This is a genomic window from Streptomyces sp. NPDC040589 (assembly GCF_055594445.1).
In genome coordinates this window covers 280,832-307,555 of the sequence record NZ_JBVIWP010000006.1, presented here as the reverse complement: position 1 = coordinate 307,555, position 26,724 = coordinate 280,832, and the positions used below count along the sequence as shown (strand labels likewise).

The 26,724-nt window shown below is 70.7% G+C and carries 22 protein-coding genes; 12 read left to right on the top strand and 10 right to left on the bottom strand.

Going from position 1 to position 26,724, the window contains the following annotated elements; genetic code table 11:
- Nucleotide 1: 1 nt before the first annotated feature.
- The 5 genes from ACZ58V_RS27325 to ACZ58V_RS27305 form a co-directional block, all read right to left on the bottom strand.
- Nucleotides 2-1,813 carry a branched-chain amino acid ABC transporter permease gene (locus tag ACZ58V_RS27325; RefSeq protein WP_471293101.1) on the bottom strand — a complete coding sequence of 604 codons (1,812 nt, stop codon included), beginning with the start codon at nt 1,811-1,813 and terminating at the stop codon, nt 2-4.
- Nucleotides 1,814-1,817: 4 nt separating this feature from the next.
- Nucleotides 1,818-2,747 (bottom strand): branched-chain amino acid ABC transporter permease, encoded by a 930-nt coding sequence (locus ACZ58V_RS27320; protein ID WP_471293099.1) that lies wholly within the window; start codon nt 2,745-2,747, stop codon nt 1,818-1,820.
- A gap of 137 nt (nt 2,748-2,884) precedes the next feature.
- A complete protein-coding gene (locus tag ACZ58V_RS27315; protein ID WP_468193640.1) occupies nt 2,885-4,111 on the bottom strand; it encodes a branched-chain amino acid ABC transporter substrate-binding protein in 1,227 nt (408 codons plus the stop codon).
- Between the two features lie 591 nt (nt 4,112-4,702).
- Nucleotides 4,703-5,191 carry a PaaI family thioesterase gene (locus ACZ58V_RS27310; RefSeq protein ID WP_382827925.1) on the bottom strand — a complete coding sequence of 163 codons (489 nt, stop codon included), beginning with the start codon at nt 5,189-5,191 and terminating at the stop codon, nt 4,703-4,705.
- Nucleotides 5,192-5,248: 57 nt separating this feature from the next.
- Complete coding sequence (locus ACZ58V_RS27305) at nt 5,249-7,531, bottom strand: FdhF/YdeP family oxidoreductase (protein WP_468193376.1); 2,283 nt, start codon at nt 7,529-7,531, stop codon at nt 5,249-5,251.
- A 178-nt stretch (nt 7,532-7,709) separates the two neighbouring features.
- On the opposite strand from ACZ58V_RS27305, the gene polA reads away from it, so the two are divergent.
- Nucleotides 7,710-10,436, top strand: a complete 2,727-nt coding sequence (gene polA, locus ACZ58V_RS27300) for a DNA polymerase I (protein ID WP_471293096.1) — start codon at nt 7,710-7,712, stop codon at nt 10,434-10,436.
- A gap of 289 nt (nt 10,437-10,725) precedes the next feature.
- Entirely contained in the window at nt 10,726-11,196 is a 471-nt protein-coding gene (locus tag ACZ58V_RS27295) for a hypothetical protein (protein ID WP_468193372.1), read from the top strand.
- On the opposite strand, the gene ACZ58V_RS27290 is transcribed toward ACZ58V_RS27295, so the two are convergent.
- Nucleotides 11,114-11,971 (bottom strand): DUF4184 family protein, encoded by an 858-nt coding sequence (locus ACZ58V_RS27290; protein WP_468193370.1) that lies wholly within the window; start codon nt 11,969-11,971, stop codon nt 11,114-11,116. The genes ACZ58V_RS27295 and ACZ58V_RS27290 overlap by 83 nt on opposite strands.
- A gap of 315 nt (nt 11,972-12,286) precedes the next feature.
- Here ACZ58V_RS27290 and ACZ58V_RS27285 point away from each other — a divergent pair, with 315 nt between their 5' ends.
- The 3 genes from ACZ58V_RS27285 (at nt 12,287) to pgfA (ending at nt 15,378) form a co-directional block, all read left to right on the top strand.
- On the top strand, nt 12,287-14,062 hold the full coding sequence (locus ACZ58V_RS27285) for a lytic transglycosylase domain-containing protein (protein ID WP_471293093.1): 1,776 nt from the start codon (nt 12,287-12,289) through the stop codon (nt 14,060-14,062).
- A gap of 163 nt (nt 14,063-14,225) precedes the next feature.
- Nucleotides 14,226-14,360, top strand: a complete 135-nt coding sequence (locus ACZ58V_RS27280; protein ID WP_184596728.1) for an SPW_0924 family protein — start codon at nt 14,226-14,228, stop codon at nt 14,358-14,360.
- Between the two features lie 25 nt (nt 14,361-14,385).
- A complete protein-coding gene (gene pgfA, locus ACZ58V_RS27275; protein ID WP_468193367.1) occupies nt 14,386-15,378 on the top strand; it encodes a cell envelope lipid trafficking protein PgfA in 993 nt (330 codons plus the stop codon).
- On the opposite strand, the gene hrpB is transcribed toward pgfA, so the two are convergent.
- Nucleotides 15,368-17,914 carry an ATP-dependent helicase HrpB gene (hrpB, locus tag ACZ58V_RS27270; RefSeq protein WP_471293090.1) on the bottom strand — a complete coding sequence of 849 codons (2,547 nt, stop codon included), beginning with the start codon at nt 17,912-17,914 and terminating at the stop codon, nt 15,368-15,370. The two genes, pgfA and hrpB, sit on opposite strands and share 11 nt — an antisense overlap.
- Nucleotides 17,915-17,930: 16 nt before the next feature.
- Nucleotides 17,931-18,785, bottom strand: a complete 855-nt coding sequence (locus ACZ58V_RS27265; RefSeq protein WP_471293087.1) for a class I SAM-dependent methyltransferase — start codon at nt 18,783-18,785, stop codon at nt 17,931-17,933.
- 345 nt (nt 18,786-19,130) lie between these two features.
- Between ACZ58V_RS27265 and rpsA the strand changes: the two genes are divergently transcribed.
- The 4 genes from rpsA (at nt 19,131) to ACZ58V_RS27245 (ending at nt 22,912) form a co-directional block, all read left to right on the top strand.
- The gene (gene rpsA, locus ACZ58V_RS27260) at nt 19,131-20,636 is read left to right on the top strand and encodes a 30S ribosomal protein S1 (RefSeq protein WP_468193362.1); all 1,506 of its coding nucleotides are present in this window, start codon (nt 19,131-19,133) and stop codon (nt 20,634-20,636) included.
- Between the two features lie 237 nt (nt 20,637-20,873).
- Complete coding sequence (locus ACZ58V_RS27255) at nt 20,874-21,812, top strand: PAC2 family protein (protein WP_468193360.1); 939 nt, start codon at nt 20,874-20,876, stop codon at nt 21,810-21,812.
- A 30-nt stretch (nt 21,813-21,842) separates the two neighbouring features.
- Nucleotides 21,843-22,481: a dephospho-CoA kinase gene (gene coaE / locus ACZ58V_RS27250; protein ID WP_468193358.1), complete on the top strand. Its 639-nt coding sequence runs from the start codon at nt 21,843-21,845 to the stop codon at nt 22,479-22,481.
- A gap of 50 nt (nt 22,482-22,531) precedes the next feature.
- On the top strand, nt 22,532-22,912 hold the full coding sequence (locus ACZ58V_RS27245; protein WP_189728861.1) for a tetratricopeptide repeat protein: 381 nt from the start codon (nt 22,532-22,534) through the stop codon (nt 22,910-22,912).
- A 37-nt stretch (nt 22,913-22,949) separates the two neighbouring features.
- Here ACZ58V_RS27245 and ACZ58V_RS27240 read toward each other — a convergent pair whose 3' ends face one another.
- Nucleotides 22,950-23,213, bottom strand: coding sequence for a DUF6343 family protein (locus ACZ58V_RS27240; protein ID WP_469411319.1), 264 nt, complete (start codon nt 23,211-23,213; stop codon nt 22,950-22,952).
- 209 nt (nt 23,214-23,422) lie between these two features.
- Here ACZ58V_RS27240 and ACZ58V_RS27235 point away from each other — a divergent pair, with 209 nt between their 5' ends.
- The 3 genes from ACZ58V_RS27235 to ACZ58V_RS27225 all read left to right on the top strand — a co-directional run bounded on the left by ACZ58V_RS27235 (nt 23,423) and on the right by ACZ58V_RS27225 (nt 25,772).
- Complete coding sequence (locus ACZ58V_RS27235) at nt 23,423-24,103, top strand: class I SAM-dependent methyltransferase (RefSeq protein WP_468193355.1); 681 nt, start codon at nt 23,423-23,425, stop codon at nt 24,101-24,103.
- Nucleotides 24,104-24,133: 30 nt separating this feature from the next.
- A complete protein-coding gene (locus ACZ58V_RS27230) occupies nt 24,134-25,174 on the top strand; it encodes a protein kinase family protein (protein ID WP_471293082.1) in 1,041 nt (346 codons plus the stop codon).
- 136 nt (nt 25,175-25,310) lie between these two features.
- Nucleotides 25,311-25,772 carry a DoxX family protein gene (locus ACZ58V_RS27225; RefSeq protein ID WP_468193353.1) on the top strand — a complete coding sequence of 154 codons (462 nt, stop codon included), beginning with the start codon at nt 25,311-25,313 and terminating at the stop codon, nt 25,770-25,772.
- 329 nt (nt 25,773-26,101) lie between these two features.
- Here the strand turns inward: ACZ58V_RS27225 and ACZ58V_RS27220 are convergent, their stop codons facing one another.
- Complete coding sequence (locus tag ACZ58V_RS27220; RefSeq protein ID WP_468193351.1) at nt 26,102-26,626, bottom strand: RNA-binding S4 domain-containing protein; 525 nt, start codon at nt 26,624-26,626, stop codon at nt 26,102-26,104.
- Between the last annotated feature and the right edge of the window lie 98 nt (nt 26,627-26,724).

The window sequence follows — 26,724 nt, the reverse complement described above, 5'->3', positions numbered from 1 at the left end:
CTTACGCCCCCGCCTTGGTGACGGCCGGTTCGTCGGTCAGCGTGGTCTGTTTCGGTACGTCGAGTTGGCCGGTCTCGTGGAATTCGAGCTGGCGCCGGCGGTTGGCGATGATGCCTTCGGGGCGGAAGCGCATCAGCAGGATGAGCGCGACACCGAAGGCGAGGAGCGACTTGTCCTGGAGGAACACCAGCTTCTCGGGCAGCAGGTAGAGCAGGGCCGCGCCGAGGAGGGGACCGGCGACGGTGCCCATGCCGCCGAGGACGACCGCGGCCAGGAGGAACGCGGAGTTGGGCGGTGTGGAGCCGGCGAACTGGTACGGGGTGGGGACCACGCTGTAGGTGACGTGGGCGCTGACGGTGCCGGCGAGGCCGGCCAGGGCGGCGCCGAGGGCGAAGGCGATGAGCTTGACGCGGAAGCCGTTGATGCCCATGGCGGTGGCGGCGGTCTCGTCCTCGCGGATGGCGATCCAGGAGCGGCCGATGCGGGAGTCTGCCGCACGTGTGTAGACCAGGACCACGATGGCCATGATCAGCACCATCAGCAGGTAGTAGTTGGCGAAGCGGCCGAGGGTGAACCCGCCGATGTCGTGCGCCTGGCCGAAGTTGAACCCGAAGAGGTTCAGGTCCGGGATGGAGGGGATGCCGTTGGGGCCGTTGGTGACGTCGGGTCCGGAGTCGCCGTCCATGTTGTTGACCGCGATGCGGAAGATCTCACCGAAGCCCAGCGTCACGATCGCCAGGTAGTCGCCGCGCAGGCGCAGGGTCGGGGCACCGATGAGGACGCCGAAGACCAGGGAGGCCGCGGCACCGGCCAGGGCGGAGGCCCAGAACGGCAGGTGGACGCCGGAGATGGTGGAGAACTCGGAGCCGGAGACGAGGGCGGCGGTGTAGGCGCCGACGCCGAGGAAGGCGACGTATCCGAGGTCGAGGAGGCCGGCGAGGCCGACGACGATGTTCAGGCCGAGGGCCACGGTCCCGAAGATCAGGATGTTGACGCCGATGTTGGCGTAGTGGTCGTCGGTCTGGGTGAAGGGGAAGGCGATGGCCGCGGCGAAGCCCATGGCGAGGGTGAAGCTGCGGTTGGCCGCCACCAGCGACGAGAACCGGTCCATGAGACCGGCGGTGTGCACGGCCCACATGGCGAACGTGACCACGAAGAGGTAGCCGACGAACAGTTCGCCGTACTCGGTGTCGATGCCGTAGGTGAAGACACCGAGGCCGATCATCGTGACGACCGTGATCACGGCCCGCTGGACCCAGGGCGCGGTGGCCTGGGGGGCGGGGATGCGGTCGGGTTTGGCGATGTAGGCCTTGAGGGCTGCCTTGGTGCCGTCGGCGCCGGTCTTCTCCTGGGGGAGGGCGAAGGCGCCGAGGACGGGCAGGAGGGAGGCGATGGCCGCTATCCAGCCGCCGGGTTCGAGGTTGACGACGCCGCCGAGTTCGGCACTGATGGCGATGACGGTGAACCAGGTGACGACGAAGCCGCCGAGGGCGGTGAGGACGAGCGGTGCGTTGTTACGGCCGGGCAGCAGCCAGCCGAGTCCGCTCGGCCCGTAGGAGGCGAGGGCGAACAGGGCGGTGAGGACGCCGGCGGTGAAGGTGAGCCACTGCAGGCCGCCGGGGTAGCCGTTGATGGTGAGGTCGCCGGGGAACTCGTCGGTCCAGGTCCAGGCGAGGAACGCGGAGGCCGCGGTGGCGATGCCGCCGGCGAGGAGCAGGGCGCGGGCGGCCGCTGCGGGCAGCGGGACGAGGCCGCGCGGTACGGGCGGGGCGGGGACGGCGTCCGGGGCGGGGGTCTTGGTCGTCTCGGTCATGTGATCACGCCCTGTCCGCGACGCGCTCGCCGAGCAGGCCTTGAGGCCGGAACAGGAGCACGAGGATGAGGAGGCAGAAGGCCCACACGTTGGCCCAGCTCTGTCCGCCGAGCTGGTTCATGCCCGGGATCTCGTCGATGTAGGCGGAGGCGAGGGTCTCGGCGATGCCGAGGACGACGCCGCCGAGCATGGCGCCGTAGATGTTGCCGATGCCGCCGAGGACGGCCGCGGTGAAGGCCTTCAGGCCCATCAGGAAGCCCATGCGGTAGTCGACGTTGCCGTACTTGAGTCCGTAGGCGACGGCCGCGACGGCGGCGAAGAAACCGCCGATGGCGAAGGCGATGACGATGATGCGGTTGGTGTCGATGCCCATCAGCTGCGCGGTGTCGGGGTCCTGCGCGGTGGCCTGCATGGCGCGGCCGGTGCGGCTGCGGCGCACGAAGATCGCGAGGGCGGCCATACAGACGACGGCGGCCAGGATGAGGAAGATGTCGGCGTCCTTGATGGTGATGGAGCCGATGTCGTGGGTGGCGTCGAGCCCGGGGAAGGCGCGGGCGCGGTCGGCGCCGGGGTAGAAGTTGCGGACGACTTCCTGGAGAGCCAGGGAGAGGCCGATGGCGGTGATGAGCGGCGCCAGGCGTGGTGCTCCGCGCAGTGGCCGGTAGGCGAACCGTTCCGCTCCGACGGCGATGAGGATGGCCACGAGGGCGCCGCCGAGGAGCATCAGCGGTACGGCGAGGGCCATCGAGGTGCCGTCGGGCAGGATGTAGAAGTAGACCGTGAGGGCGCCGAACGCCCCGGTCATGAAGATCTCGCCGTGCGCGAAGTTGATGAGCTGGACGATGCCGTACACCATCGTGTAGCCGATGGCGATCAGCCCGTACATCGAGCCGAGAAGCAGCCCGTTGGCCAGCTGCTGCGGCAGGGTGTTCACCGCATGGCCTCCATGTCGCTGGTGGTCGTGTGCACTGGATGTGTGCGTGGTCGTGTGCTGTGGGGGGTGTGGAAACGGGCCGCGCGGTCGGGGTCTTCCTTCCGCGCGGCCCGTGGTGCGGCGTTGTGGCGGGCCGACTACTTCAGGTCGGCGGTGCCGGTCTCCACGTCCTTCCAGGCACCCTTCTCGACCTGGTAGACCGTCAGCTGCTTGTTGGTGGTGTCGCCGTACTCGTCGAAGGAGATCTTGCCGGTGAGGCCTTCGAAGTCGGACTTCTGGACACCGTCGACGACCTTGGAGCGCAGGTCGTTGATGTCGGTGGGCACCTTGCCGCCGTTGGCGTCGGCCGCGGCCTTGACGGCCTTGATGATGGCGGTGGTGGCGTCGTAGGCGTAGGCGCCGTACGCGCCGTAGTCGCCCTTGTAACCCTTGTCCTTGTACGTCTGGATGAACGTCTTGGCCGCGGGCAGGGTGTCGGCGGGGACACCGATCGCCGTGGCGAGGTCGCCTTCGGAGGACTTGCCGGCGGCCTCGATGTAGGTGGAGGCGAACATGCCGTCGCCGCCGAACAGCGGGATCTTGACGCCGGTGTCCTTGAGCTGCTTGGTGATCAGCGCGGACTCGTCGTACTGGCCGCCGTAGTAGAGCAGGTCGGCACCGGAGTTCTTGATCTTCGTGGCGAGCGAGCCGAAGTCCTTGTCGCCGGTGTTGACGTGGTCGGTGGCGACGACCTTGCCGCCCATCTTCTTGTACTGCTCCGCGAAGATCTTCGCGAGGCCGGCGCCGTAGGTCTGCTTGTCGTCGACGACGAAGGCCTTCTTCTTCTTGAGGCCGTTGTACGCGTAGCCGGCGGCGAAGCTGCCCTGCAGTTCGTCGGTGGTGGCGGTGCGGAAGTACGTCTTGTAGGGACGCTTCTTGTCCGTCTGCCAGTTCTTGCCCTGGGTCAGCTCGGGGTTGGTGTTGGCCGGGGAGATCTGGACCATGTTGGCCGAGGCGAACACCTGCTGCATCGTCTGGGCGACGCCGGAGTTCAGCGGGCCGACGGCGCCGACGGCGGTCTTGTCGCCGACGATGCTGGTGGCGTTGGACTGGCCGGTGGCGGGCTGCGCCTTGTCGTCCAGGGCCTTGAGCTTGAACTTCACGCCCGGGACCCAGTTGTTCTTGTTGGCGTCGTCGACGGCTATCTGGGCGCCGTACTGGATGCCGAGGCCGGTGGTGGAGTTCTCACCGGACAGGGGGGCGTCGACGCCGATGGTCAGCGTGGTGCCGCCGCTGTCTCCGCTCTTGTCGCCGCTGCCGTCTCGGGACCCGCAGGCGGTGAGAGTCAGAGCTCCGGTCGTCAGAACGGAGGTAAGAATCACCAAGGAACGCTGTCGCACGATCAGTCCTTTCACAGGCAGGCCCGCCCTTGGTCGGGGGGTAGTGCCGCGCTGGTACCGAACTCCCGATGGAGCGGTGACTGGCCGTGACTCTAAGCCCGGTGTGGAGGCAGGGTCAGCGGCGTGGGACGGCTTGTGACTTTCTTGTTATGACGCGGTGGATGCCCGGCTTCTCCGGAGGGCCCTCTCGGCGGGTTTGGCCGACTTTCTCCGAAGTCCGCATTCTGAGAACCCGCACTTCCGGTTGGCCATGGCCGAGATCGTGCGGTCGACGTGGCGCAGGCGGTGAGGGCGGGATCGGAAAGGTCCCGGGAGCGGGCGCGGGTCGACGAGGAGGCCGAGGTGTTGTATTGCGCGCGCGTTACGGAGCGTTACGCCGAGAAAGGGGCGGCCCGCGTCCAGGGGGAGTTCCGAACAATTGGAAACAGTTAATTCCACGGTGATGCCGCGGGTGAACCGGAACCTGCCTGTTTCAACGGGGGAGTTGAAGGGTCCGGTTGTGTGTCTACGCGCGGACGCCGCCGCTCGGGTGTCCCCTCGCGGCGGCGTCGAGCCGGAATGTCTGGTGCGGGCGGATCAGCGCGCGGCGCGGATCAGTTCCTCGTCGCCCGGATTCACGTCGCGCAGCATGCAGGTGAGCCGGGCGGTACACACCCTTTTGTCGTTTTCGTCCGTGATGACGATTTCGTAGGTGGCGGTCGAGCGTCCCCGGTGCACGGGCGTGGCCACGCCGGTGACGAGGCCGGAGCGTGCCCCGCGGTGGTGGGTGCAGTTCAGATCGACGCCCACGGCGATCTTGGAGCTGCCGCCGTGCAGCATGGACCCGACCGAGCCGAGCGTCTCGGCCAGCACCGCGGAGGCCCCGCCGTGCAGCAGTCCGTAGGGCTGGGTGTTGCCCTCCACCGGCATCGTCCCGACGACCCGGTCCGCCGACGCCTCGAGGATCTGGACGCCCATCCGGGTCCCGAGGTGGCCCGCGGAGAACAGGGCCAGGAGGTCCACGCCGAGCGCGGCGTACTCGTCGATGACCTCTTGCGGGAACTTCACATGCTGCTGCTCACCCATGGGGCCGGGCTCCGTTCGTCCTGGTCACTACGGCTACCTCTGTGACTGAGCAAACGCTCAGTCGGTGGCCGATTGTTCCAGACGCACCACGACGGACTTGCTGGCCGGGGTGTTGCTGGTGTCCGCCGTGGCGTCCAGCGGCACCAGCACGTTGGTCTCCGGGTAGTACGCGGCGGCACAGCCCCGGGCCGTCGGATAGTGCACGACCCGGAAGCCCGGCGCCCGGCGCTCCACGCCGTCCCTCCACTCGCTGACCAGGTCGACGTAACCGCCGTCCGCCAGCTTCAGCGTCCGCGCGTCCTCGGGGTTGACCAGCACCACCCGGCGGCCGTTCCTGATGCCCCGGTAGCGGTCGTCGAGGCCGTAGATCGTGGTGTTGTACTGGTCGTGCGAGCGCAGCGTCTGCAGCAGCAGCCGGCCCTCGGGCAGCTCCGGGTACTCCACGGGCGCGGCGGTGAAGTTGGCCTTGCCGGTGGCGGTGGGGAAGCGGCGCTCGTCACGCGGGGCGTGGGGGAGGGCGAAGCCGCCGGCGGAACCCGTCACGCGCGCGTTGAAGTCCTCGAAGCCGGGGATCACGCGGGCGATCCGGTCCCGGATCGTCGCGTAGTCCTTCTCGAACTCCTCCCAGGGCGTGCGGCTGTTCTCGCCCAGCACGCCGCGGGCCAGGCGGCAGACGATGGCCGGCTCGGACAGCAGGTGCGCGCTCGCGGGCTCCAGCCGGCCCCGGGAGGCGTGCACCATGCCCATCGAGTCCTCGACCGTCACGAACTGCTCGCCGCTGCCCTGGAGATCGCGTTCGGTACGGCCGAGCGTCGGGAGGATCAGGGCACGCGCGCCCGTGATCGCGTGCGAGCGGTTCAGCTTCGTCGACACGTGCACGGTCAGCCGGGCCCGCCGCATCGCCGCCTCGGTGACCTCCGTGTCGGGGGACGCCGAGACGAAGTTGCCGCCCATGGCGAAGAAGACCTTCGCCTCGCCGTCGCGCAGGGCCCGGATGGCCCGTACGACGTCGTAGCCGTGCTCGCGCGGCGGCGCGAAGCCGAACTCCCTCTCCAGGGCGTCCAGGAACGCCGGGGCGGGGCGCTCGAAGATGCCCATCGTGCGGTCGCCCTGCACGTTCGAATGACCGCGCACCGGGCAGACGCCCGCGCCCGGGCGGCCGATGTTGCCGCGCAGGAGGAGGAAGTTGACCACTTCCCTGATCGTGGGGACCGAGTGCTTGTGCTGGGTGAGGCCCATCGCCCAGCACACGATGGTGCGCTCGGAGGCGAGGACCATCCGCAGGGCGTCCTCGATCTCCTTCCGGGTCAGCCCGGTGGCCGCGAGCGTCTCGTCCCAGTCGGCGGCGCGGGCGGCCTCGGCGAACTCCTCGTAGCCGTGAGTGTGTTCCCGGACGAACGCCTCGTCGACCGCGCCCTCCGTGCCGAGGATCAGCTTGTTGAGGAGACGGAAGAGGGCCTGGTCGCCGCCGATGCGGATCTGCAGGAACAGATCGGTGAGGGCGGAGCCGGTGGTGAGGCCCTTGGCGGTCTGCGGGTTCTTGAAACGCTCCAGGCCCGCCTCGGGCAGCGGGTTGACGCTGATGATCTTCGCGCCGTTGTCCTTGGCGTTCTCCAGGGCGGACAGCATGCGCGGGTGGTTCGTCCCCGGGTTCTGGCCCGCGACGATGATCAGGTCGGCTTTGTGCAGGTCCTCCAGCAGGACGCTGCCCTTGCCGATGCCGATGGTCTCCGACAGGGCCGAGCCGGACGACTCGTGGCACATGTTCGAGCAGTCGGGAAGGTTGTTCGTGCCGAGCTCGCGGGCGAACAGCTGGTAGAGGAACGCGGCCTCGTTGCTGGTGCGCCCGGAGGTGTAGAAGACGGCCTCGTCCGGGGAGGCGAGGGCGTTGACCTCCTCGGCGATGATGCCGAAGGCGCGCTCCCAGGTGACCGGCTCGTAGTGCGTGCCTCCTTCGGGGAGGTACATGGGGTGGGTGAGCCGCCCCTGCTGTCCCAGCCAGTAGCCGCTGCGCCCGGCGAGATCGGCGACCGGGTGCGCGGCGAAGAACTCGGGCGTGACCCGGCGCAGCGTGGCCTCCTCGGCGACCGCCTTCGCGCCGTTCTCGCAGAACTCCGCCTTGTGCCGGTGCTCCGGCTCGGGCCAGGCGCAGCCCGGGCAGTCGAAGCCGTCCTTCTGGTTCACGCTCAACAGCGTCAGCGCGGTGCGCTTCACGCCCATCTGCTGCTGGGCCATGCGCAGCGTGTGCCCGATCGCGGGGAGGCCCGCTGCCGCGTGCTTCGGCCCGGCGACCTGCGGCGCGTCCTGGACCGGATCACTCTTGGGCGGCTTCGTCGCCATCGCACGCTCCCCTTCGACTGCGCTGTGAGACAGGTCTCCTGCGCTGTGAGACAGGTCTCCGATCCTCGCACGGGGTGGTGACATCGAGTGGGGGCGGGCCCGGGGCGACGTCCCGCCCCGGAGCCCGCGGGGCCGGGGCCGGGGCCGAGTGTCAGTGGGGCGTGGCAGGATCGGGGGCGTGGCAGAGACAGCATCGAAGACGACCGACAAGACCTCCGGCGGCAGCCGTCCGCGACTGATGCTCATGGACGGGCACTCGCTGGCCTACCGCGCGTTCTTCGCGCTGCCCGCGGAGAACTTCACCACCGCGACGGGCCAGCCGACGAACGCGATCTACGGCTTCGCGTCGATGCTGGCCAACACGCTGCGCGACGAGGAGCCCACGCACTTCGCGGTCGCCTTCGACGTCTCCCGCAAGACCTGGCGGTCGCAGGAGTTCACGGAGTACAAGGCGAACCGCTCCAAGACCCCGGACGAGTTCAAGGGCCAGGTCGAGCTGATCGGCGAGCTCCTCGACGCGATGGGCGCCGCCCGCTTCGCGGTGGACGGCTTCGAGGCGGACGACGTCATCGCCACCCTCGCCACCCAGGCCGAGGCCGAGGGCTTCGAGGTGCTGATCGTCACGGGCGACCGGGACTCCTTCCAGCTGGTCAGCGAGCACACCACGGTGCTGTACCCGACCAAGGGCGTCTCCGAGCTGACCCGCTTCACCCCGGAGAAGGTATTCGAGAAGTACGGGTTGACGCCCGCGCAGTACCCCGACTTCGCGGCCCTGCGCGGCGACCCCTCCGACAACCTCCCCGGCATCCCCGGCGTCGGCGAGAAGACCGCCGCGAAGTGGATCAACCAGTTCGGCTCCTTCGCTGACCTCGTCGAGCGCGTCGAGGAGGTCAAGGGCAAGGCCGGCCAGAACCTCCGCGACCACCTCGACGCGGTCAAGCTCAACCGCCGGCTCACCGAGCTGGAGCGCCAGGTGGAGCTGCCCAAGGGTGTCACCGACCTGGAGCGGGCTCCCTACGACCGCACGGCCGTCGCGGTGGTCCTGGACACCCTGGAGATCCGCAACCCCTCGCTGCGCGAGCGGCTCTTCGCCGTCGACCCCGGCGCCGAGGAGGCCGAGACCACCCCGGTCAGCACGGAGGGCGTGCAGCTGGACGGCACGGTGCTCGGCACCGGCGAGCTGACCGGCTGGCTCACCGAGCACGGCACGCGGCCCCTCGGTATCGCCACGGTCGACACCTGGGCGCTCGGCACCGGCTCGGTCGCCGAGATCGCGCTCGCCGCGCCCGGCGGACCGGCCGCCTGGTTCGACCCCTCCCAGCTGGACGAGGCCGACGAGACGGCCTTCGCCGCCTGGCTCGCCGACGCGGAACGGCCCAAGACCTTCCACAACGCCAAGGGCGCCATGCGGGTCTTCGCCGAGCACGGCTGGAGCGTCGAGGGCGTCACCATGGACACCGCGCTCGCCGCCTACCTGGTCAAGCCGGGCCGCCGCTCCTTCGACCTGGACGCGCTGTCCCTGGAGTACCTGCACCGCGAGCTGACCCCCGCCGCCGCTGCCGACGGCCAGCTCGCCTTCGGCGCGGACGAAGGCGCCGAGGCCGAGGCCCTGATGATCCAGGCCCGCGCCGTCCTCGACCTGGGCCAGGCCTTCGAGAGCCGCCTGGAGGAGGTCGGCGCGGCCGACCTCCTGCGCGACATGGAGCTGCCCACGTCCGCGCTGCTCGCCCGCATGGAGCGGCACGGCATCGCGGCCGACCGGGCCCACCTGGAGGCCATGGAGCAGATGTTCGCCGGCGCCGTCCAGCAGGCGGTGAAGGAGGCCCACGCGGCGGCCGGGCACGAGTTCAACCTGGGCTCGCCCAAGCAGCTCCAGGAAGTCCTCTTCGGCGAGCTGGCCCTGCCCAAGACGAAGCGGACGAAGACCGGCTACACCACGGACGCCGACGCCCTCGCCTGGCTCGCCGGCCAGACGGACAACGAGCTGCCGGTGATCATGCTCCGCCACCGCGAGCAGGCCAAGCTCCGCGTCACCGTCGAGGGCCTGATCAAGACGATCGCCGCGGACGGCCGGATCCACACCACCTTCAACCAGACGGTCGCCGCCACCGGCCGCCTGTCCTCCACGGACCCGAACCTGCAGAACATCCCGGTCCGCACCGACGAGGGCCGCGCCATCCGCCGCGGCTTCGTCGTCGGCGAGGGCTTCGAGTCCCTGATGACGGCCGACTACAGCCAGATCGAGCTGCGCGTGATGGCCCACCTCTCCGAGGACGAGGGCCTGATCGAGGCCTTCACCTCGGGCGAGGACCTGCACACCACGGCCGCCTCCCAGGTCTTCGCGGTCGAGCCGACCGCGGTGGACGCCGAGATGCGCCGCAAGATCAAGGCCATGTCGTACGGCCTGGCCTACGGACTGTCCGCCTTCGGCCTCTCCCAGCAGCTGAACATCGAGGCGGCGGAGGCCCGCGCCCTGATGGACGCGTACTTCGAGCGGTTCGGCGGCGTACGGGACTATCTGCGCCGCGCGGTCGACGAGGCCCGGGCGACGGGCTACACGGCGACGCTCTTCGGGCGCCGCCGCTACCTCCCCGACCTCAACAGCGACAACCGCCAGCGTCGCGAGGCGGCGGAGCGGATGGCCCTCAACGCACCCATCCAGGGCACGGCGGCCGACATCGTGAAGATCGCCATGCTCAAGGTGGGCGACGCGCTGAAGGAGGCCGGGCTGGAATCCCGGATGCTGCTCCAGGTGCACGACGAAATCGTGCTGGAGATCGCCCCGGGCGAGCGCGCGGCCGCCGAGGAACTCGTCCGCCGCGAGATGGCGGACGCGGTTCACCTCCGTGTCCCGCTGGGCGTCTCGGTGGGCTCGGGGGCGGACTGGGAGTCCGCGGCGCACTAGGCGCTGCGCTGCTTGGGCCGGGCTGGGGCGGGCCGCGCCGGGCGGGGAGCAGGGGCGGGGTGGCGCTTCGGGGCCGGGTGCTTGTTGGGCGTCCGGAGAATGCCGCCACAGCTCCGTCCCGCCTCCGCCGAGGCACCGGCCCCTGGCCCAGTCCCACCCCGGCCCCGGTCCCGTCCGGGCACCCGCCCCAGCTGAGCCCGGCCGGCCCCGGGCCCACCCCCATCAAGACCATCACTCGCGTGGCCCCCGTGAAGGCGCCCCCGCCTCCGACCGTCGCAAAGATGCGGGCATGGGTATACGCACGCTCCTCGGCCGCACGGCACCAGGCGTGGCACTCCCGCCGGTCCGGGTCTACGCGGCCGACTCAAGCACGCTCCGCGTCCCCGCGACCCTCGCCACGGCCCTCCGCCGGACGACGGCGGATCTCCGTAACCGCCTGGCCTTCGGACGTCGGCCCACCGACTCCGCCGGCCTGCCCACCACCGGCCCCACCAGGCCCTCGGAGACCAGCGACCTGCCCGGCCGTCCCGAGACACCCGGCGAAACCGGCAGAGCCACCCCCCGCCGGGCCTGGTCCGACCGGGCACGCGGCTACCTGACCCTCGTCCTCACCCTGCTCCCACGGCCGCGCCCCGCACACACCACCATCACGGTGTACATCGCGACCACCGAGCCCCTCAGCGAGCGACCGGGCGGCTCGGCTCCGTATCGCCGGCACGGTCAGGACCGCCGGGGGCCGGAACCGGGCGCCGCGCCCTGACCACCGCGGCGTACAACAGCAGCGCCGGGACGAGCCCCGCCCCCGCACCGAAGCACACCGTCGGAATGATCTCCCACGGCTTCGCGGCCGAACCCCAGTAGGCCCACCACCGCGCCGCCCGCTGCACCGCCCCCACCAGCGCGAAGCCGCCGATCACGGCACCGGCCGCCCAGCGGTCCCGTGCCGCCAGCACCGGGACCCCCACCGGTTCGCCCACGGGCATCCGCCGCAGCCCGCACACCACGAACACGGCGATCACCACCGCGGCCACCGCCGAACCGCCGTACTGCAGGTACCAGTACAGCGGCGAGCCCGCCACCTCACGGCCCAGCACCGGAAACAGCCGCATCCCCCACCGGTCGAGGTGTGTGAACGCGTCCCACACGACGTGCGTCAGCGCACCGAGCACCGCGGACACGTACCACCGCACCACCAGGGCGGGCGTCACACGCGCGCGTGGCGCCCCGCATCGCACCAGGGCGGCCACCCGCCCCTGCCGAGCCCGCGGCAGCAGCGCCACCAGCGGCTCGCGCATCAGCAGCCACAGCCCCACCAGCGCCCAGGCGATGAGCACATCGACCGTGAACACCCCCCAGAACGCGTGCGTGACGTCGCCGAACTCCATCGCCCCGGACAGCACACTCGCCGCGTAGTAGGTCATGTCGGGCGCGAAGGAACCCGCCACGAGGACGGCGGGCACCAGCGTGCCCCGGCCGGTCCCGTCGGTGCGTACGGCGGGCAGTACGGCTGCCGCGTGGCTCAGCGTGAACGGCAACTCTGCTCCAAGTGACGGTCGTTGCGGGAGGATCGGACGGCCCAGTATGCGGGAAGCCGAACACCGGCAGCCCACCACGCTCGCCACATGACCAACCGGTGAAAACCGGGCACGAACGGGTGCCCGAGCAAAGGAAGTTGCCGTAGGGTCGCCAGGGTCACCGTGCCGGGGGCGAGAGACAGGTCCGTCGGAGGGCAACCACTCGGGCCGGTCGATCGTCACAACAGAGCGAACGCAACAGAAGAGCGCGAACGCAACAGAAGTGCGCGACAGGCAGAGACGGGCGCTGGAGCGTCCACGGGAGGGGTTCACTCTATGGCGGCGCAATTCGGCAGGAGGCTGCGCAAGGGGGCGGCAACCACCGCCGTGGCCGCGGTAGCGGTCGCGGCGCTGTCCGCCTCCCAGGCTCCGGGCGTGAACGACCACGGCAGACAGACCGCGGCGGACGCCACGCCCTCACCCGACGCGAGTGCCTCCGACGGCAGCGCCACCGGCAACTCGCCGTACTACACGGACCTGCCGCCGCTCAAGAGCCCGAACCCGTCCCCGAGTACCGGAACCGGCCCCGCCGCCCCGGGCACCACCGAGGCGGGCATCCCCGCGACCGTCCTCGACGCCTACAAGAAGGCCGAGACCGCGCTGAACGAGGCCAAGCCCGGTTGCAACCTGCCCTGGCAACTCCTCGCCGCCATCGGCCGGGTGGAGTCGGGCCAGGCCCGCGGCGGCCGCGTCAACGCCGACGGTACGACCCTCTCGCCCATCCTCGGCCCGCAGCTCGACGGCAACGGCTTCGCCCTCATCCGGGACACCGACGACGGCGCCTACGACGGCAACAGCTCCTACGACCAGGCCGTCGGCCCCATGCAGTTCATCCCGTCCACCTGGGCATGGGCGGGCCGTGATGGCAACGACGACGGCAAGAAGGACCCCAACAACATCTACGACGCGGCACTCGCCGCCGGGCACTACCTGTGCCGCTTCGACTGGGACCTGTCCGATCAGAACGACCTCGACCGCGCGATCCTCAGCTACAACAACTCGCGGGAGTACCTGAACCTGGTCATGCGCTGGGTGGAGTACTACCGCAAGGGCACGCACGAGATCCCCGACGGCACCGGCACACTGCCCGACAACCGCAGCGACGACGGGGCCGGAGCGAGCCCTTCGCCCTCCACTCCGAGCACCCCGACCACCCCGACCACCCCGGCTCCGGGCGGCTCGAAGCCCAAGCCCGAGAAGCCCGGCGGCGGCACGACGACCCCGAAGCCGCCCACCGACCCCGGCGGCACGCCGAAGCCGCCCACCGACCCCGGCGGCACCCCGACCGCGCCCCCCTCGACGCCCCCCACGAACACCGACACGGTGGACCACCTGGAGGACGCCGGAACCGCCAAGCTCACCGCCATGGCCGGCGACGCGTTCACCAAGCGGATCAGCACCCGCGCCGAGACGAAGGCCGGCAAGGCCGTCGGCAAGGTCAGGGTCCGCTTCACGATCATCGGCGACACGGACACCGCCTTCACCGGCGGCGAGAGCGTGGCCACGGTCGCCACCAACAGCTCCGGCGTCGCCGTCGCTCCCGCCTTGCTGGCGGGGGAGAAGACGGGTGAGGTCACCGTCCGCGCCACCGTCGTGGGCCGCACGGTCGCCGGCCTCGACTACACCGCCACCGTCACCGAGCGCGCCGCCGACGCCCTCGCCCGCACCGGTGACGCCGCCCTGACCTGCGCCCCGGGCGGCGAGTTCGCCAACCAGGTCGAGGTGAAGGCCACGTACAAGGGCGCCGTCGCCGACGGCGTCGCGGCCACCGCCACGCTGATCAAGTCGGCGGACGACCCGACCGCCAACGACAAGGGCCCCTACTTCAAGGACGCCGACGGCAAGGCCGTCCGCACCCTGAAGGCCCTGAAGACGGACGCGAAGGGCCTGCTGAAGCTGCCGAAGCTGTACGCGGACGACACCACCGGCACGTTCCTGCTCCGCGTCAACACCGCGGGCGGAGCGACACTCACCGTCGAACTGACCGTGGCGGCGGCCGAGACGTCCTCGCCGAGCCCGTCCACGAGCCCTTCGGCCAGTCCCGGCGCGTAGCTCTCAGGTAGTACGCACGACGCCCCTCTTGATAGGAGCCCTTGCAGGAGCCCTATGAGGAGGGGCGTCGTTGTGTGTGCAACGTGTTCTCATCTCCGCCGCGCGTTGCTACGGTGCCGAGAAACCTGACGGTGTATCAGCTCAACCGTGGGGAGGCCCCCGTATGCGCACCCTCGTCGCCGCCGCCACCGGTCTCGCCGTCGCGTTCGCCGTGGTCCTGACGCTGACCGCCCTCGGCTCCCCCTCGGGCGGGACGTCCCCGAAGCCGCTGCTGACGACGGTGCCCGCACACCCCTGACCGCCCGCCCGGGACGGAGGCCGAGATGCGTCGCAAGGCCGCTCTGATCCTGCTCGCCCTCGCCGTGTTCTTCACGGCGCTGTCCCCGCTGCTGCGCTGGTACGCCTTCCCGCGCCTCGCCAAGGTCCCCGCGAACCAGTACCAGGACATGGTCCTGGAGGCCCGCGACGCCACCCTCCTGGACTACGGCACCATGCGGGCGAAGAAGGTCCCCAAGGTCACCATCGTCCAGACCCTCAAGGGCAACGTGGAGGCCTCCGAGAGGATCGAGGAGTCGGCGGGCCGGGACGTGGTCGTCTGGGACGGCCTGTCCTACGTCGTCGGCCCCGACGGCGAGATGGTGTCGAAGATCCCCGAGCGCTACATCTTCGACGCCCACACCCAGGAGCCCGTCCACGCCACCGGCGAGTCGGTCGACGGCGACCCGGTGCGCCGCGAGGGCATCGAGTTCAAATGGCCCTTCCTCACGGAGAAAAGGGCCTACCAGTACTTCGACGCCCAGGCCCGCGTCACCGCCCCCATCCACTACCAGGACACCCGCACCTTCCGCGGCCTGGAGGTCTACTACTTCGAGCAGACCATCCCCTGGACCAAGGTGAAGATCCCGAAGACCCTGCCCGTGGAGGGGCTCACCCCCGAGTCCGTCGCCCAGACCGGCACGACCCGCTGGTACACCACGGTCCGCAAGTTCTGGGTCGAGCCCCTCACCGGCGCCCCCGTCTACGGCGAGGAGATCCACAAGGAGGAACTGCGCGGCGGCGCCCTCCTCGGCGACCGCGACAAGGTCACCGCGTTCGCCGGCCACGTGAAGATGCGCGAGGACTACATCACGCACACGGTCGACCTGGTGAAGTCCCAGCGCCTGCTCATCCTGCTGATGACGTCCTACCTGCCGTGGGGCTCGCTCACCCTCGGCGTCCTCCTGCTGGCCCTCGCGCTGTACCTGGAGGCCCGCGGCCGCCGCCCCTCCGGCCCGGCCCCGAGAGCGTCGCAGGAGCCGTCGCGGGTCAGCGCCTGAGCCGGGCGTTGGTGTACCGGGTCGGCTCGGCACCCGCCGGGTCCTCGGGCCACGGATGCTTCGGATACCGCCCGCGAAGCTCCGCCCTTACGCCCTTGTAGCCGTCCCGCCAGAACGAGGCGAGGTCGGCGGTGACGGCGGCCGGCCGCCCGGCCGGAGACAGCAGATGCACGAGCAGCGGCACCCCGGCGACCCGGGGCGACTCCTGCAGCCCGAACATCTCCTGCAACTTCACCGCGAGCACGGGCTGCTCGGGCCGCGAGTAGTCGACACGGATCTTCGACCCGCTCGGCACGGCCATCCGCTCCGGGGCCAGCTCGTCGAGCCGCCCGGCCTCCCCGGAGGCCCAGGGCAGCAGCCGGGCGAGCGCCTGACCGGCATCGATCCGCGCCAGATCGGCCCGCCGCCGCGCCCGGCTCAGCTCCGGCTCCAGCCACTCGTCCACGCGCGCGTGGAGCGCGTCGTCGGAGACATCGGGCCAGGGCTCACCGCGGTGCAGCCGCAGAAAGGCGAGCCGCTGCCGCAGGACATCGGCATCCGCCGACCACCGCAGCAACCCGAGCCCCTCCCGCCGCAGCCCGTCCAGCAGCGCACCGCGTACGAGCCCGGGATCGGCGTCCTTCAGCGACCGCACCGCCAACTCCACGGCCCCCAGCCGCTCCACCCGCCGCGCCACGACGTCCCCACCGTCCCAGCACACCTCGTCCCGCTCGTCCAGCAGTGCCCCCGCGGCGAGCCGGGCCATCCCCTCGTCGACCACGGCCCCCGACTGCACGCGCGCGTGCCCCTTGCCGACGGGCCGGTCCGCCACGGCGACGGCGACCCAGCCGGCCCCTCGCAGCCCGCTGCCCTCACCGAGCTCGGCCCGGGTCCCGGACACCATGAGGCACGACCCACCGTCGACCCTGGCAACACGCTCGGGAAAGGCGAGAGCGGCGATGAGCCCGACCTGCCGGTCCTCCGAGGCATCCGCCCACGCCTGAGCCTCTGCTTCTGCCTTTGGAGGGCAGTTACGAGTGGGTGGGTGGGAAACACCGGTAACGACGGCCCGCAGCCGCCGAACTTCGCTACGCCATCGCGAGGCATAGGCGTCACCCCCACGCCGAGCCCCTCGCAAAGCAGCGGCGAGATCATCCCCGTACGCCCGCGGCGCCTCCTCACTCAACAGTGCGACAACCTCCGCAGCCCGCTCAGTACCAACGAACGGCACGGAATCGACCAAGGCCCTGCCCAGCCGGGGATGCACCCCCAACCGCCCCAGCGACACACCCCGCTCCGTGGCCCGCCCGACGGAGTCAACCGCCCCGACAGCGCCCAGCACATCCCGAGCCGCCGCCATACCCCCGGAGGGCGGCGGATCCAGCAACGCCAGCCCGGACGCGTCAGGATCCCCCCAGCACGCCACCTGCAGCGCGAACGCCGTCAGGTCGGCCACCTTGATCTCCGGCGACGGAAAACGCGGCAGACGCGCATCCTCGGCCTCCGCCCAGCAGCGGTACACCGCCCCCGGCGCCTCACGCCCGGCCCGCCCCGCCCGCTGCCGACCGGCCGCCTGCGACGCCCGTACCGTCGTCAGCGCGCTCAACCCGCGCGCGTGGTCGACCCGCGGCTCGCGCGCCAGTCCCGAGTCCACGACGGCCCGCACACCCGGCACCGTCAACGACGACTCCGCCACGGACGTGGCCAGTACGACCCGCCGCCGGTCACCGGGGGCCAGCACCGCGTCCTGCACGGCGGCGGGCGCCCGCCCGTGCACTTGCAGCACATCAATGCCCCCAAGGTCCCCGAGCTGCCCGGCCACCCGGGCGATCTCGCCCACGCCCGGCAGAAAACACAGCACGTCCCCGTCCCGCTGGGCCAGTGCCCGCCGCACCACCGACGCCACATGCGTCAGCAGCGCCGGATCGACACGCATCCCGTGCGGCGGCCGTACGGGCCGCACCGGCGGCGTCCACACCACCTCCACCGGATACGCCGCCCCCTGGGCCTCCACCACCGGAGCGTCGCCCAGCAGCGCGGCCCACCCCTGCGCGTCGGTCGTCGCCGAGGCGGCCACCAGCCGCAGCTCGGGCCGCAGGGTCTGCCGCACGTCCCACAGGAACGCCGCCGCCGTGTCCGCGTCGAGGTGGCGCTCATGGCACTCGTCGAGCACCACCACGTCGACACCGGCCAGCTCCTGGTCCCGCTGCAACCGCTGCACCAGCACACCGGTCGTGACGACCTCCACGCGCGTGTGCCGCCCGACGACCCGTTCCCCGCGCACCGTGTAGCCGACGCTCCCGCCGGGCTTCTCGCCCAGCAGCCACGCCATCCGCCGCGCCGCCGCCCGGGCCGCGATCCGCCGCGGCTCGGCCACGATCACCCGCCGCTCAGGACCCTCCCCGAGCAGCCCCGCGAGGGCCAGCGGCACCAGGGTCGTCTTGCCGGTGCCGGGCGGCGCCACGAGGACGGCGGTGCCGTGCCCCTCCAGAGCGTCGTCGAGGGCGGGCAGGGCACCACGTACGGGCAGGGCGTCCAGGGCGTCGTAGCGGATCACGCACTCAGTCTCTCCCTCAGCCTCCGGCCGGGGGTGCCCCCATCTCGCTTCGCTCGCACACGAAGATGGCCGTCCCCGGGATCAGGTTCCCGCGCAGGGGCGACCAGCCGCCCCACTCGGAGGTGTTCCAGGCCGGCCACTCCGGCTCCACCAGGTCCACCAGGCGGAAGCCCGACGCCGCGACGTCCCGGACCCGGTCGCCGAGTGTCCGGTGGTGCTCGACGTAGACCGCGCGGCCCTGCTCGTCCTGCTCGACGTAGGGCGTGCGGTCGAAGTACGACCCCGACACCGACAGCCCCTCAGGCCCCGGCTCGTCCGGGAAGGCCCAGCGGATCGGATGCGTCACCGAGAAGACGAGGCGGCCCCCGGGCCGCAGCACCCGGCGCACCTCCCGCAGGACCAGGCGCGGGTCGGCCACGAAGGGCAGCGCCCCGTACGCCGAGCAGACCAGGTCGAACGAGCCGTCCGCGAAGGGCAGCGCACCTGCGTCGGCGCACACCAGGGAGACCGGTCCGCCGATGCGCAGCGCGTGCTGCAACTGTCGGTGCGAGATGTCCAGGGCGACCGGCCGGGCACCCTGGCCGGCCAGCCAGCGCGAGCACTGCGCCGCACCCGCGCCGATCTCCAGGACGTCCTTGCCCTTCAGCTCCTCCGGCGGGCCGAGCAGCTCGGCCTCCACCTCGTCGAGGCCCTCGGGCCCCCACACGAATCGGTCGTCGCCGAGAAATGTGCCGTGCTCGACCTGGTACTCGTCCGCGTTGCGGTCCCACCAGCCACGATTGGCGCGGGAGCTCTCCGTGACCCCGGCGGCACGCCGGGTCGCCTCGGGTTCGGACGCTTCGGGCTCTTGGATGATCGGCTCCCTCGTCATACTCTTCCGTCCAGCCCGTCCCGGAGGCGTCGCGAAGGGGTGCCGTACGGCCCGCGTGGCCTCGCAGGACAGGACTTGTGCCGGTTGTGCGGCGATCTGCCCCGGGTGGGCGGCTTCGCGCATTGACCCTGCCCGGCTGCCCCCGTATGCTACAAGTTGCGCTGCGGGCTTGCGCACCTCAGACGTAGCAGGCTGCGCTCGCACTGTATGTATGTCCCCTCGGTTGTCGAGGCGCCACCGGTTTTGTGTGGCGCTTCCTAGGCTGTCCGGCTTCTGCAGAGCGAAACGGGCTCCCGGCGTAGCAGTACCTACGACTTCAATGTCCGTACCGGAGCCCTTTCCCACATGACGAGCAGCACCGAGACCACCGCAACGACCCCGCAGGTTGCGGTCAACGACATCGGTAACGAGGAAGCCTTCCTCGCCGCGATCGACGAGACGATCAAGTACTTCAACGACGGCGACATCGTCGACGGCGTCATCGTGAAGGTCGACCGGGACGAGGTCCTGCTCGACATCGGTTACAAGACCGAAGGCGTTATCCCGAGCCGCGAGCTCTCGATCAAGCACGACGTCGACCCCAACGAGGTCGTCGCCGTCGGTGACGAGATCGAAGCCCTTGTTCTCCAGAAGGAGGACAAGGAAGGCCGCCTGATCCTCTCGAAGAAGCGCGCCCAGTACGAGCGTGCCTGGGGCACCATCGAGAAGATCAAGGAAGAGGACGGGATCGTCACCGGTACCGTCATCGAGGTCGTCAAGGGTGGTCTCATCCTCGACATCGGCCTCCGTGGCTTCCTCCCGGCCTCCCTGGTCGAGATGCGCCGCGTTCGCGACCTCCAGCCCTACGTGGGCAAGGAGCTCGAGGCCAAGATCATCGAGCTGGACAAGAACCGCAACAACGTGGTCCTGTCCCGCCGTGCCTGGCTGGAGCAGACCCAGTCCGAGGTCCGCCAGACGTTCCTCACCACCCTCCAGAAGGGTCAGGTCCGTTCCGGCGTCGTCTCCTCGATCGTCAACTTCGGTGCCTTCGTGGACCTGGGTGGCGTCGACGGTCTGGTCCACGTCTCCGAGCTCTCCTGGAAGCACATCGACCACCCGTCCGAGGTTGTCGAGGTCGGCCAGGAAGTCACCGTCGAGGTTCTCGACGTCGACATGGACCGCGAGCGTGTCTCCCTGTCGCTGAAGGCGACGCAGGAAGACCCGTGGCAGCAGTTCGCCCGCACCCACCAGATCGGCCAGGTCGTGCCCGGCAAGGTCACGAAGCTGGTTCCGTTCGGTGCGTTCGTCCGCGTGGACGAGGGCATCGAGGGTCTGGTCCACATCTCCGAGCTGGCCGAGCGCCACGTGGAGATCCCGGAGCAGGTCGTCCAGGTCAACGACGAGATCTTCGTCAAGGTCATCGACATCGACCTCGAGCGTCGTCGCATCAGCCTCTCGCTGAAGCAGGCCAACGAGGCCTTCGGTGCCGACCCGGCCGCGGTCGAGTTCGACCCGACCCTGTACGGCATGGCCGCGTCCTACGACGACCAGGGCAACTACATCTACCCCGAGGGCTTCGACCCCGAGACCAACGACTGGCTCGAGGGCTACGAGACCCAGCGCGAGGCGTGGGAGGGTCAGTACGCCGAGGCGCAGACGCGCTTCGAGCAGCACCAGGCCCAGGTCATCAAGTCCCGCGAGGCCGACGCCGCTGCTGCGGCCGAGGGCGGCGACGCCGCGGGTGCGGCTCCGGCCGCGAGCGGTGGCGGTGGCGGTTCGTACTCCTCCGAGGGCGCGGACAACTCCGGTGCGCTGGCTTCGGACGAGGCGCTGGCCGCGCTTCGCGAGAAGCTGGCGGGTGGGCAGAGCTGAACGCCCACTGAGCTGTAGCTCTTGACTGAGGGGCCGTACCTTTCGAGGTGCGGCCCCTCAGTGCTGCTCGGGAGCGGCGGTCGGGTGCCGACTGCCGGCCCGGTGGGGTCTTGTCGCGCAGTTCCCGGCGCCCCTTGAGTGGCTGTCCAGCCCGGCAAGATCATGAGTCTCCTCCTCCGGGAATGCCCACGGCCGCAAGGGCGTTGTGGAGTATGAACACGAGGAGGAGCGGTCACTGTGCTTGATCCGCAGGGTTTGTACGCATGGGAGCCGAAGGGGCTGGCTGCCGTCGACATGGCGCTCGCCCAGGAGTCGGCCGGTCTTGTCATGCTCTACCACTTCGACGGATACATCGACGCGGGAGAGGCGGGCGACCAGATCGTCGACCGGCTGCTCGACTCGCTTCCCCACCAGGTCGTCGCCCGCTTCGATCACGACCGGCTCGTGGACTACCGGGCCCGCCGCCCGCTGCTGACGTTCAAGCGCGACCGCTGGAGCGACTACGAGGAGCCCGCCATCGAGGTGCGGCTCGTGCAGGATGCCACCGGAGCGCCGTTCCTGCTGCTGTCCGGCCCCGAGCCGGACGTGGAGTGGGAGCGCTTCGCCGCGGCCGTGAAGCAGATCGTGGAGCGGCTCGGCGTCCGTCTGTCCGTGAACTTCCACGGCATCCCCATGGGCGTCCCGCACACCCGGCCCGTCGGCCTCACCCCGCACGGCAACCGCACCGACCTGGTCCCGGGCCACCGCAGCCCGTTCGAGGAGGCGCAGGTCCCCGGCAGCGCCGAGTCCCTCATCGAGTACCGCCTGCTCCAGGCCGGACACGACGTCCTCGGTGTCGCCGCCCATGTCCCGCACTACATCGCCCGCTCCCCGTACCCGGACGCGGCCCTGACGGTCCTGGAGGCCATCACGGCGGCGACCGGACTGGTGCTGCCCGGTATCGCCCACGCTCTGCGCTCAGACGCCCACCGCACCCAGACGGAGATCGACCGGCAGATCCGCGAGGGTGACGACGACCTCACCGCTCTCGTCGAGGGCCTGGAGCACCAGTACGACGCCGTCGCGGGCGCCGAGACCCGCGGCAACATGCTCGCCGAGCCGGTGGACATCCCGTCGGCCGACGAGATCGGCAAGGAGTTCGAACGCTTCCTGGCGGAGCGAGAGGGCGACACCTGACCGGCAAGGGGAGCGTCTAGGCTTCCAGGCATGGTGAAGGTTGGTCTGACCGGCGGCATCGGTGCCGGCAAGAGTGAGGTGTCACGGCTGCTCGTCGCATGCGGGGCCGTGCTGATCGACGCGGACCGCATCGCGCGGGAGGTCGTCGCGCCGGGGACCCCGGGTCTCGCCTCGGTCGTGGAGGCCTTCGGTGAGCAGGTGCTCGCCCCCGACGGCAGCCTTGACCGCCCCAAGCTGGGCTCCATCGTCTTCGCCGACGCGGCGAAACTCGCCACCCTCAACGCGATCGTGCACCCGCTGGTGGGTGCACGCTCCCGCGAGCTGGAGGAGGCCGCCGCCGAGGACGCGGTCGTCATCCACGACGTCCCGCTCCTCACGGAGAACGGCCTCGCACCGCTGTACGACCTCGTCATCGTCGTCGACGCGGCCCCCGAGACCCAACTCGACCGGCTCGTACGGCTGCGCGGCATGACCGAGGAGGACGCACGCGCGCGGATGGCCGCCCAGGCGACGCGCGAGCAGCGCCGGGAGATCGCGGACGTCGTCGTCGACAACGACGTCCCGCTGGAGGAACTGGAGCGCCGCGTGAAGGACGTGTGGGCCGAGCTGGTACGCAGGTCCCACGCGTCCCGGCCGGACGCTCAGGGCCGAGTGTCCCCCCAGGAATAGCGGCACCCCGAGGGGGCGTTGAACCTTTCCAGTGAGGGAAGGACTCTGCCGTGCCCGAGACCAGCGGTTCCACCGGACGTACCCCGGAGACGCATGTCATCGACTTCCGCGCCGCCGAGCAGCTGCTCGCCGCGCGGGACCCGCGGGGCGCGGTGAAGCTGCTCGACGGAGTCATCGCCGCGCACCCGGAGAACACCGCCGCGCGACTGCTGCGCGCGCGTGCCTTCTTCGCTGCGGCGCAGCTGCGGCCGGCCGAGCTCGAGTTCTCGATCGTCCTGGAGCGCGAGCCGGACAACGCGTTCGCGCACTTCGCGCTCGCCCGCACCTATGAGCGGCAGAACCGCCCCGACCAGGCGAAGCGCCATTTCCGCCTGGCGGCCGCGCTGGACCCGAACCCGCAGTTCCAGAAGGCCGCGCGCTTCGACTCGTGAGCGGCCGTCCCCGTCCGCCTCGGCTGCCCCGTCTGTCTCAGGGGTGGTCCTCGGGTGGCCGGTAGGGCGGGATGTCGGGGCCCGGCTGCCAGTGCGGGCCCTGGCGGATGTGCCTGAGGACGACGACCAGGTCGATCGTGACGACCAGCAGCAGCACCCCGCAGGCGATGGCCCAGCCGGGCCGCCCGGCGAGCGTGAACGCGACCGTCCCGAAGAGCGCCCAGACCAGCCCCCACACACTCAGCCAGAAGCGCGCCCGCAGGGCACTGCGCGCAGTCGCCGGTTCACTGCCTGTACGCATCGCGATCTCCACTCCTGCTTGCAACGTACTCTCCGCCGCGGATGCGGACCACCAGGCGGCCGGGGCCCGTGCGGGACGGTAGCCAGCCGGTCCCGTGCGGGGGCCCACGGTGCGGACCGTGCGGGACATCGTTCACCCGGTCGGGTGAAGGTGGCCGGGAGAGGAACTGGCGTGCGGGCGTGGCCCGTTGGACCGGCATGGAGATGAAAATGCGTGAGGGGTACGAGGGGACGGGACCCGGGGCCATCACCCCGGACGGCTGCGCGGTGGAGCTCTACTCGCGACTGCCCGTCGGGGACGAGCCGGACATCATCGCCGCAGCGGTGCCCAAGGGCGCGCGGATCCTGGAGCTGGGCAGCGGGGTCGGTCGCATGACCCATGGACTGCTGGAGCGCGGGTTCACGGTCACAGCGGTGGACGAGTCCGCCGAGATGCTGGAGCGCGTGCGCGGGGCACGGACGATATGCAGCCCGATCGAGGCCCTGGACCTGGGCGAGACCTACGACGTGGTGCTGCTCGCGTCGTTCCTCGTGCACGCGGGGGACGTCGAGGTGCGGCGGGGCTTGCTGCGCACCTGTGTGCGCCATGTCGCGGAGGGCGGCAGCGTGCTGATCCAGCGGGAGGGCGCGGATTACCACACCAACCTGCCGCGCGAGCGCGTGGACCCCAGCGGCTTCACCGTGCGGATCGTGTCGGCGGAGCCGGTCGGCGACGGGGTCAACTCGGTGCGTGCGGAGTACGAGTTCCCGGACGCGGTCTGGACACAGACGTTCCGGGCACGACCGCTGACCAAGGATCAGTTCGAGGAGGCGCTGGAGGAGGCGGGCCTGAGGGTGGACCGGTATCTGACGGCGGACGGGATATGGGTGCAGGCGGTGCGGGCGGCCTAGGCGACCGAGGTGCGTGAGAGGGAGTACGGGATGGCGGAGCCCGGCCGTCTCATCGGCTACGACACTGTGTCGACGTCCCTGGCGCTGCTCGGTGACACCGAACTGCGCGAGTTGGTGGACGCGGCCACACCGCTGGGTACCGGCATCGGAGGGAAGTCGGCCCGGCTGGACGTGTCAGGTACGCCGGTCTTCGTGAAGCGGGTACCCCTGACGGACCTGGAGCGACGGCCGGAACACGTCCGGTCCACGGCCAACGTGTTCGGGCTGCCGATGGTCTGCCAGTACGGCGTCGGCGGGCCCGGGTTCGGGGCGTGGCGGGAGGTCGCCGTCCACACCATGACCACGAACTGGGTGCTCTCCGGGCAGTTCCAGGGCTTTCCCCTGATGTACCACTGGCGTGTCCTGCCGGACGAGTCGCCCGGCCTGCCGGAGGAACTCGCCGATGTGGACAAGGCCGTGGACTACTGGGGAGGGAGCGCGGCAATAAGGCGGCGTATCGAGGCCCTGCAACAGCCCTCGGCGAGTGTCGCCCTGTTCCTGGAGTACGTCCCCCAGACGCTCCACGCATGGCTGACGGCTCAGGTGCGAGCCGGTGGCGAGGCGCTCGACCGGGCGTGTTCCCTGGTGGAGAAGGAACTGCGGGCCGGCACGTCCTTCATGAACAGTCGCGGGCTGCTCCACTTCGACGCCCACTTCGAGAACATCCTGACCGACGGCCGGCGCCTGTACTTCGCCGACTACGGACTCGCCCTGTCCACCCGCTTCGACCTCTCGCGCGCCGAGGCCGACTTCTACGACCGGCACAGCACCTACGACCGCTGCTACACGGCCAGTTTCCTGGTGAACTGGCTGATCACCGCCTTGTACGCGGGCGACTGGGAGGAACGTGGGGCACGGATACAGGCATGGGCCGAAGGGCGACGACCCACCGGCGTGCCACCCGGGACGGCGGAGATCCTCAGCCGCAACGCCCCGGTCGCGGCTGTGATGACGGACTTCTACCGTGGGGTCCAGGGGGTGAGCAGGACGACGCCCTACCCAGGGGAGAGGCTCCTGCGACTCTGCCCGTGACGGGCGGGGCCGAGCGGGCTTCGGGGTGAAGAGAAGCGGGGAGGGCAGAAATTCCGCTGGGCGGCGATGAGTTCGCGGGCGAGCGGCGGTCCACCTCTTCGACACCACCACGGACCGCTTCCCCCAGGAGACCTTCATGTCCGAGACCACCGCTCCCGTCACCGCCGCCTCCACCTCTGCCGGCGTCGTCGTCGCCGAGTCCGCGACCCGTCGCGGGCGGCGTGCGCGGATCGCCCTGCGCGGTCTTCAGGTGCTGCTCGCCCTCTTCTACGCGATCCCGAGCGCCCTGCCCAAGCTGATCGCGCACCCGTCCGCCGCCGAGTCCTTCGAGAAGCTCGGCTGGGGCAGCGCGGGGATGTACACCATCGGGGCGCTCGAACTGGCCGGAGCGGTCGCCCTGTTGATCCCGGTGCTCCAGTCGGTGGCGGCGATGGCGCTGAGCGCGTTGATGGCGGGCGCGTTCGTCGTGCAGGTAGCCGTGTTCGACGGTCAGTACGCGGCGACGCCGCTCATCCTGATCGTGCCGCTCGCCCTCATCGCATGGGCGCGGCGGAGGCACAACGCGGATCTGATGCGACTGCTGCGGCGACGGGCGTGACTGGGTGACACCGTGTCGCATGCGACGCCGGCGGCGTCCGGGCGGGCCTAGGGCCTGTCGTTTGGATCACGCCGCAGACGCGGGGCCTGGCACGCGCATCTGCCGCGTTGTCGTCACTCGCCGATGCTCCGCATCGACTCCCTCCTCCGCCTTGCAACTGCACGCACCAGGCCCCGCTCACCGGCGCTGACAAGGTGCCGCCGATTCCCTGCGACCTGATCCAAACGACAGGCCCTAGGGGCTCGTCCCGGGCGTCGACATGTTGTGCGCCTTGTTGCGTCCGTCGGGGGACCTTGTTCAGGGGGAGTTGATCCGTCGGGACCGGGTCCTCAAGGCGTGGGCTTGCCGATGTCGCTGCCGAGGCCGTCGCCGTCGCCCGGGCCGGTCAGTCCGCGCAGGCGTTCCATTTCGCGGCGGTCCCGCTTCGTCGGGCGGCCCGTGCCGCGGTCGCGGATGCCGGCCGGGGCGACGGCCTCGCGGGGCGGGGGCGGCGGGGAGTTGTCGATGTAGCACTGGGCGGCGACGGGGGCGCCGACCCGCTTGCGGATCAGCCGCGTGACGATGACGACTCGCTCCCGGCCCTCGTGCCGCAGGCGTACCTCGTCGCCGACGCGTACGGCGTGTGCGGGTTTCACGCGGTCGCCGTTGACGCGGACGTGCCCGCCGCGGCAGGCGGTGGCTCCCATGGAACGGGTCTTGACGAGACGTACGGACCAGATCCAGCTGTCGACGCGGACGGTCCCGCCGCTCTGCGGCCCGGCCGCGTCGGCGGCGGCGATCGCCTCGGCGACCTTCGGGTCGAGGGCCTTCGCCTCTCCGTCGCCGGTGTTGTTCGCCGCACCTTGTGAAGCCATGTCCCCGACCTTAGTCCTCCGAGTGGTCCGATCGGGCGGGGAATCCTCCTCCGACGTCATCTACAAAACAAGTTTTGCAAAATGTCTTTTGCTGAATG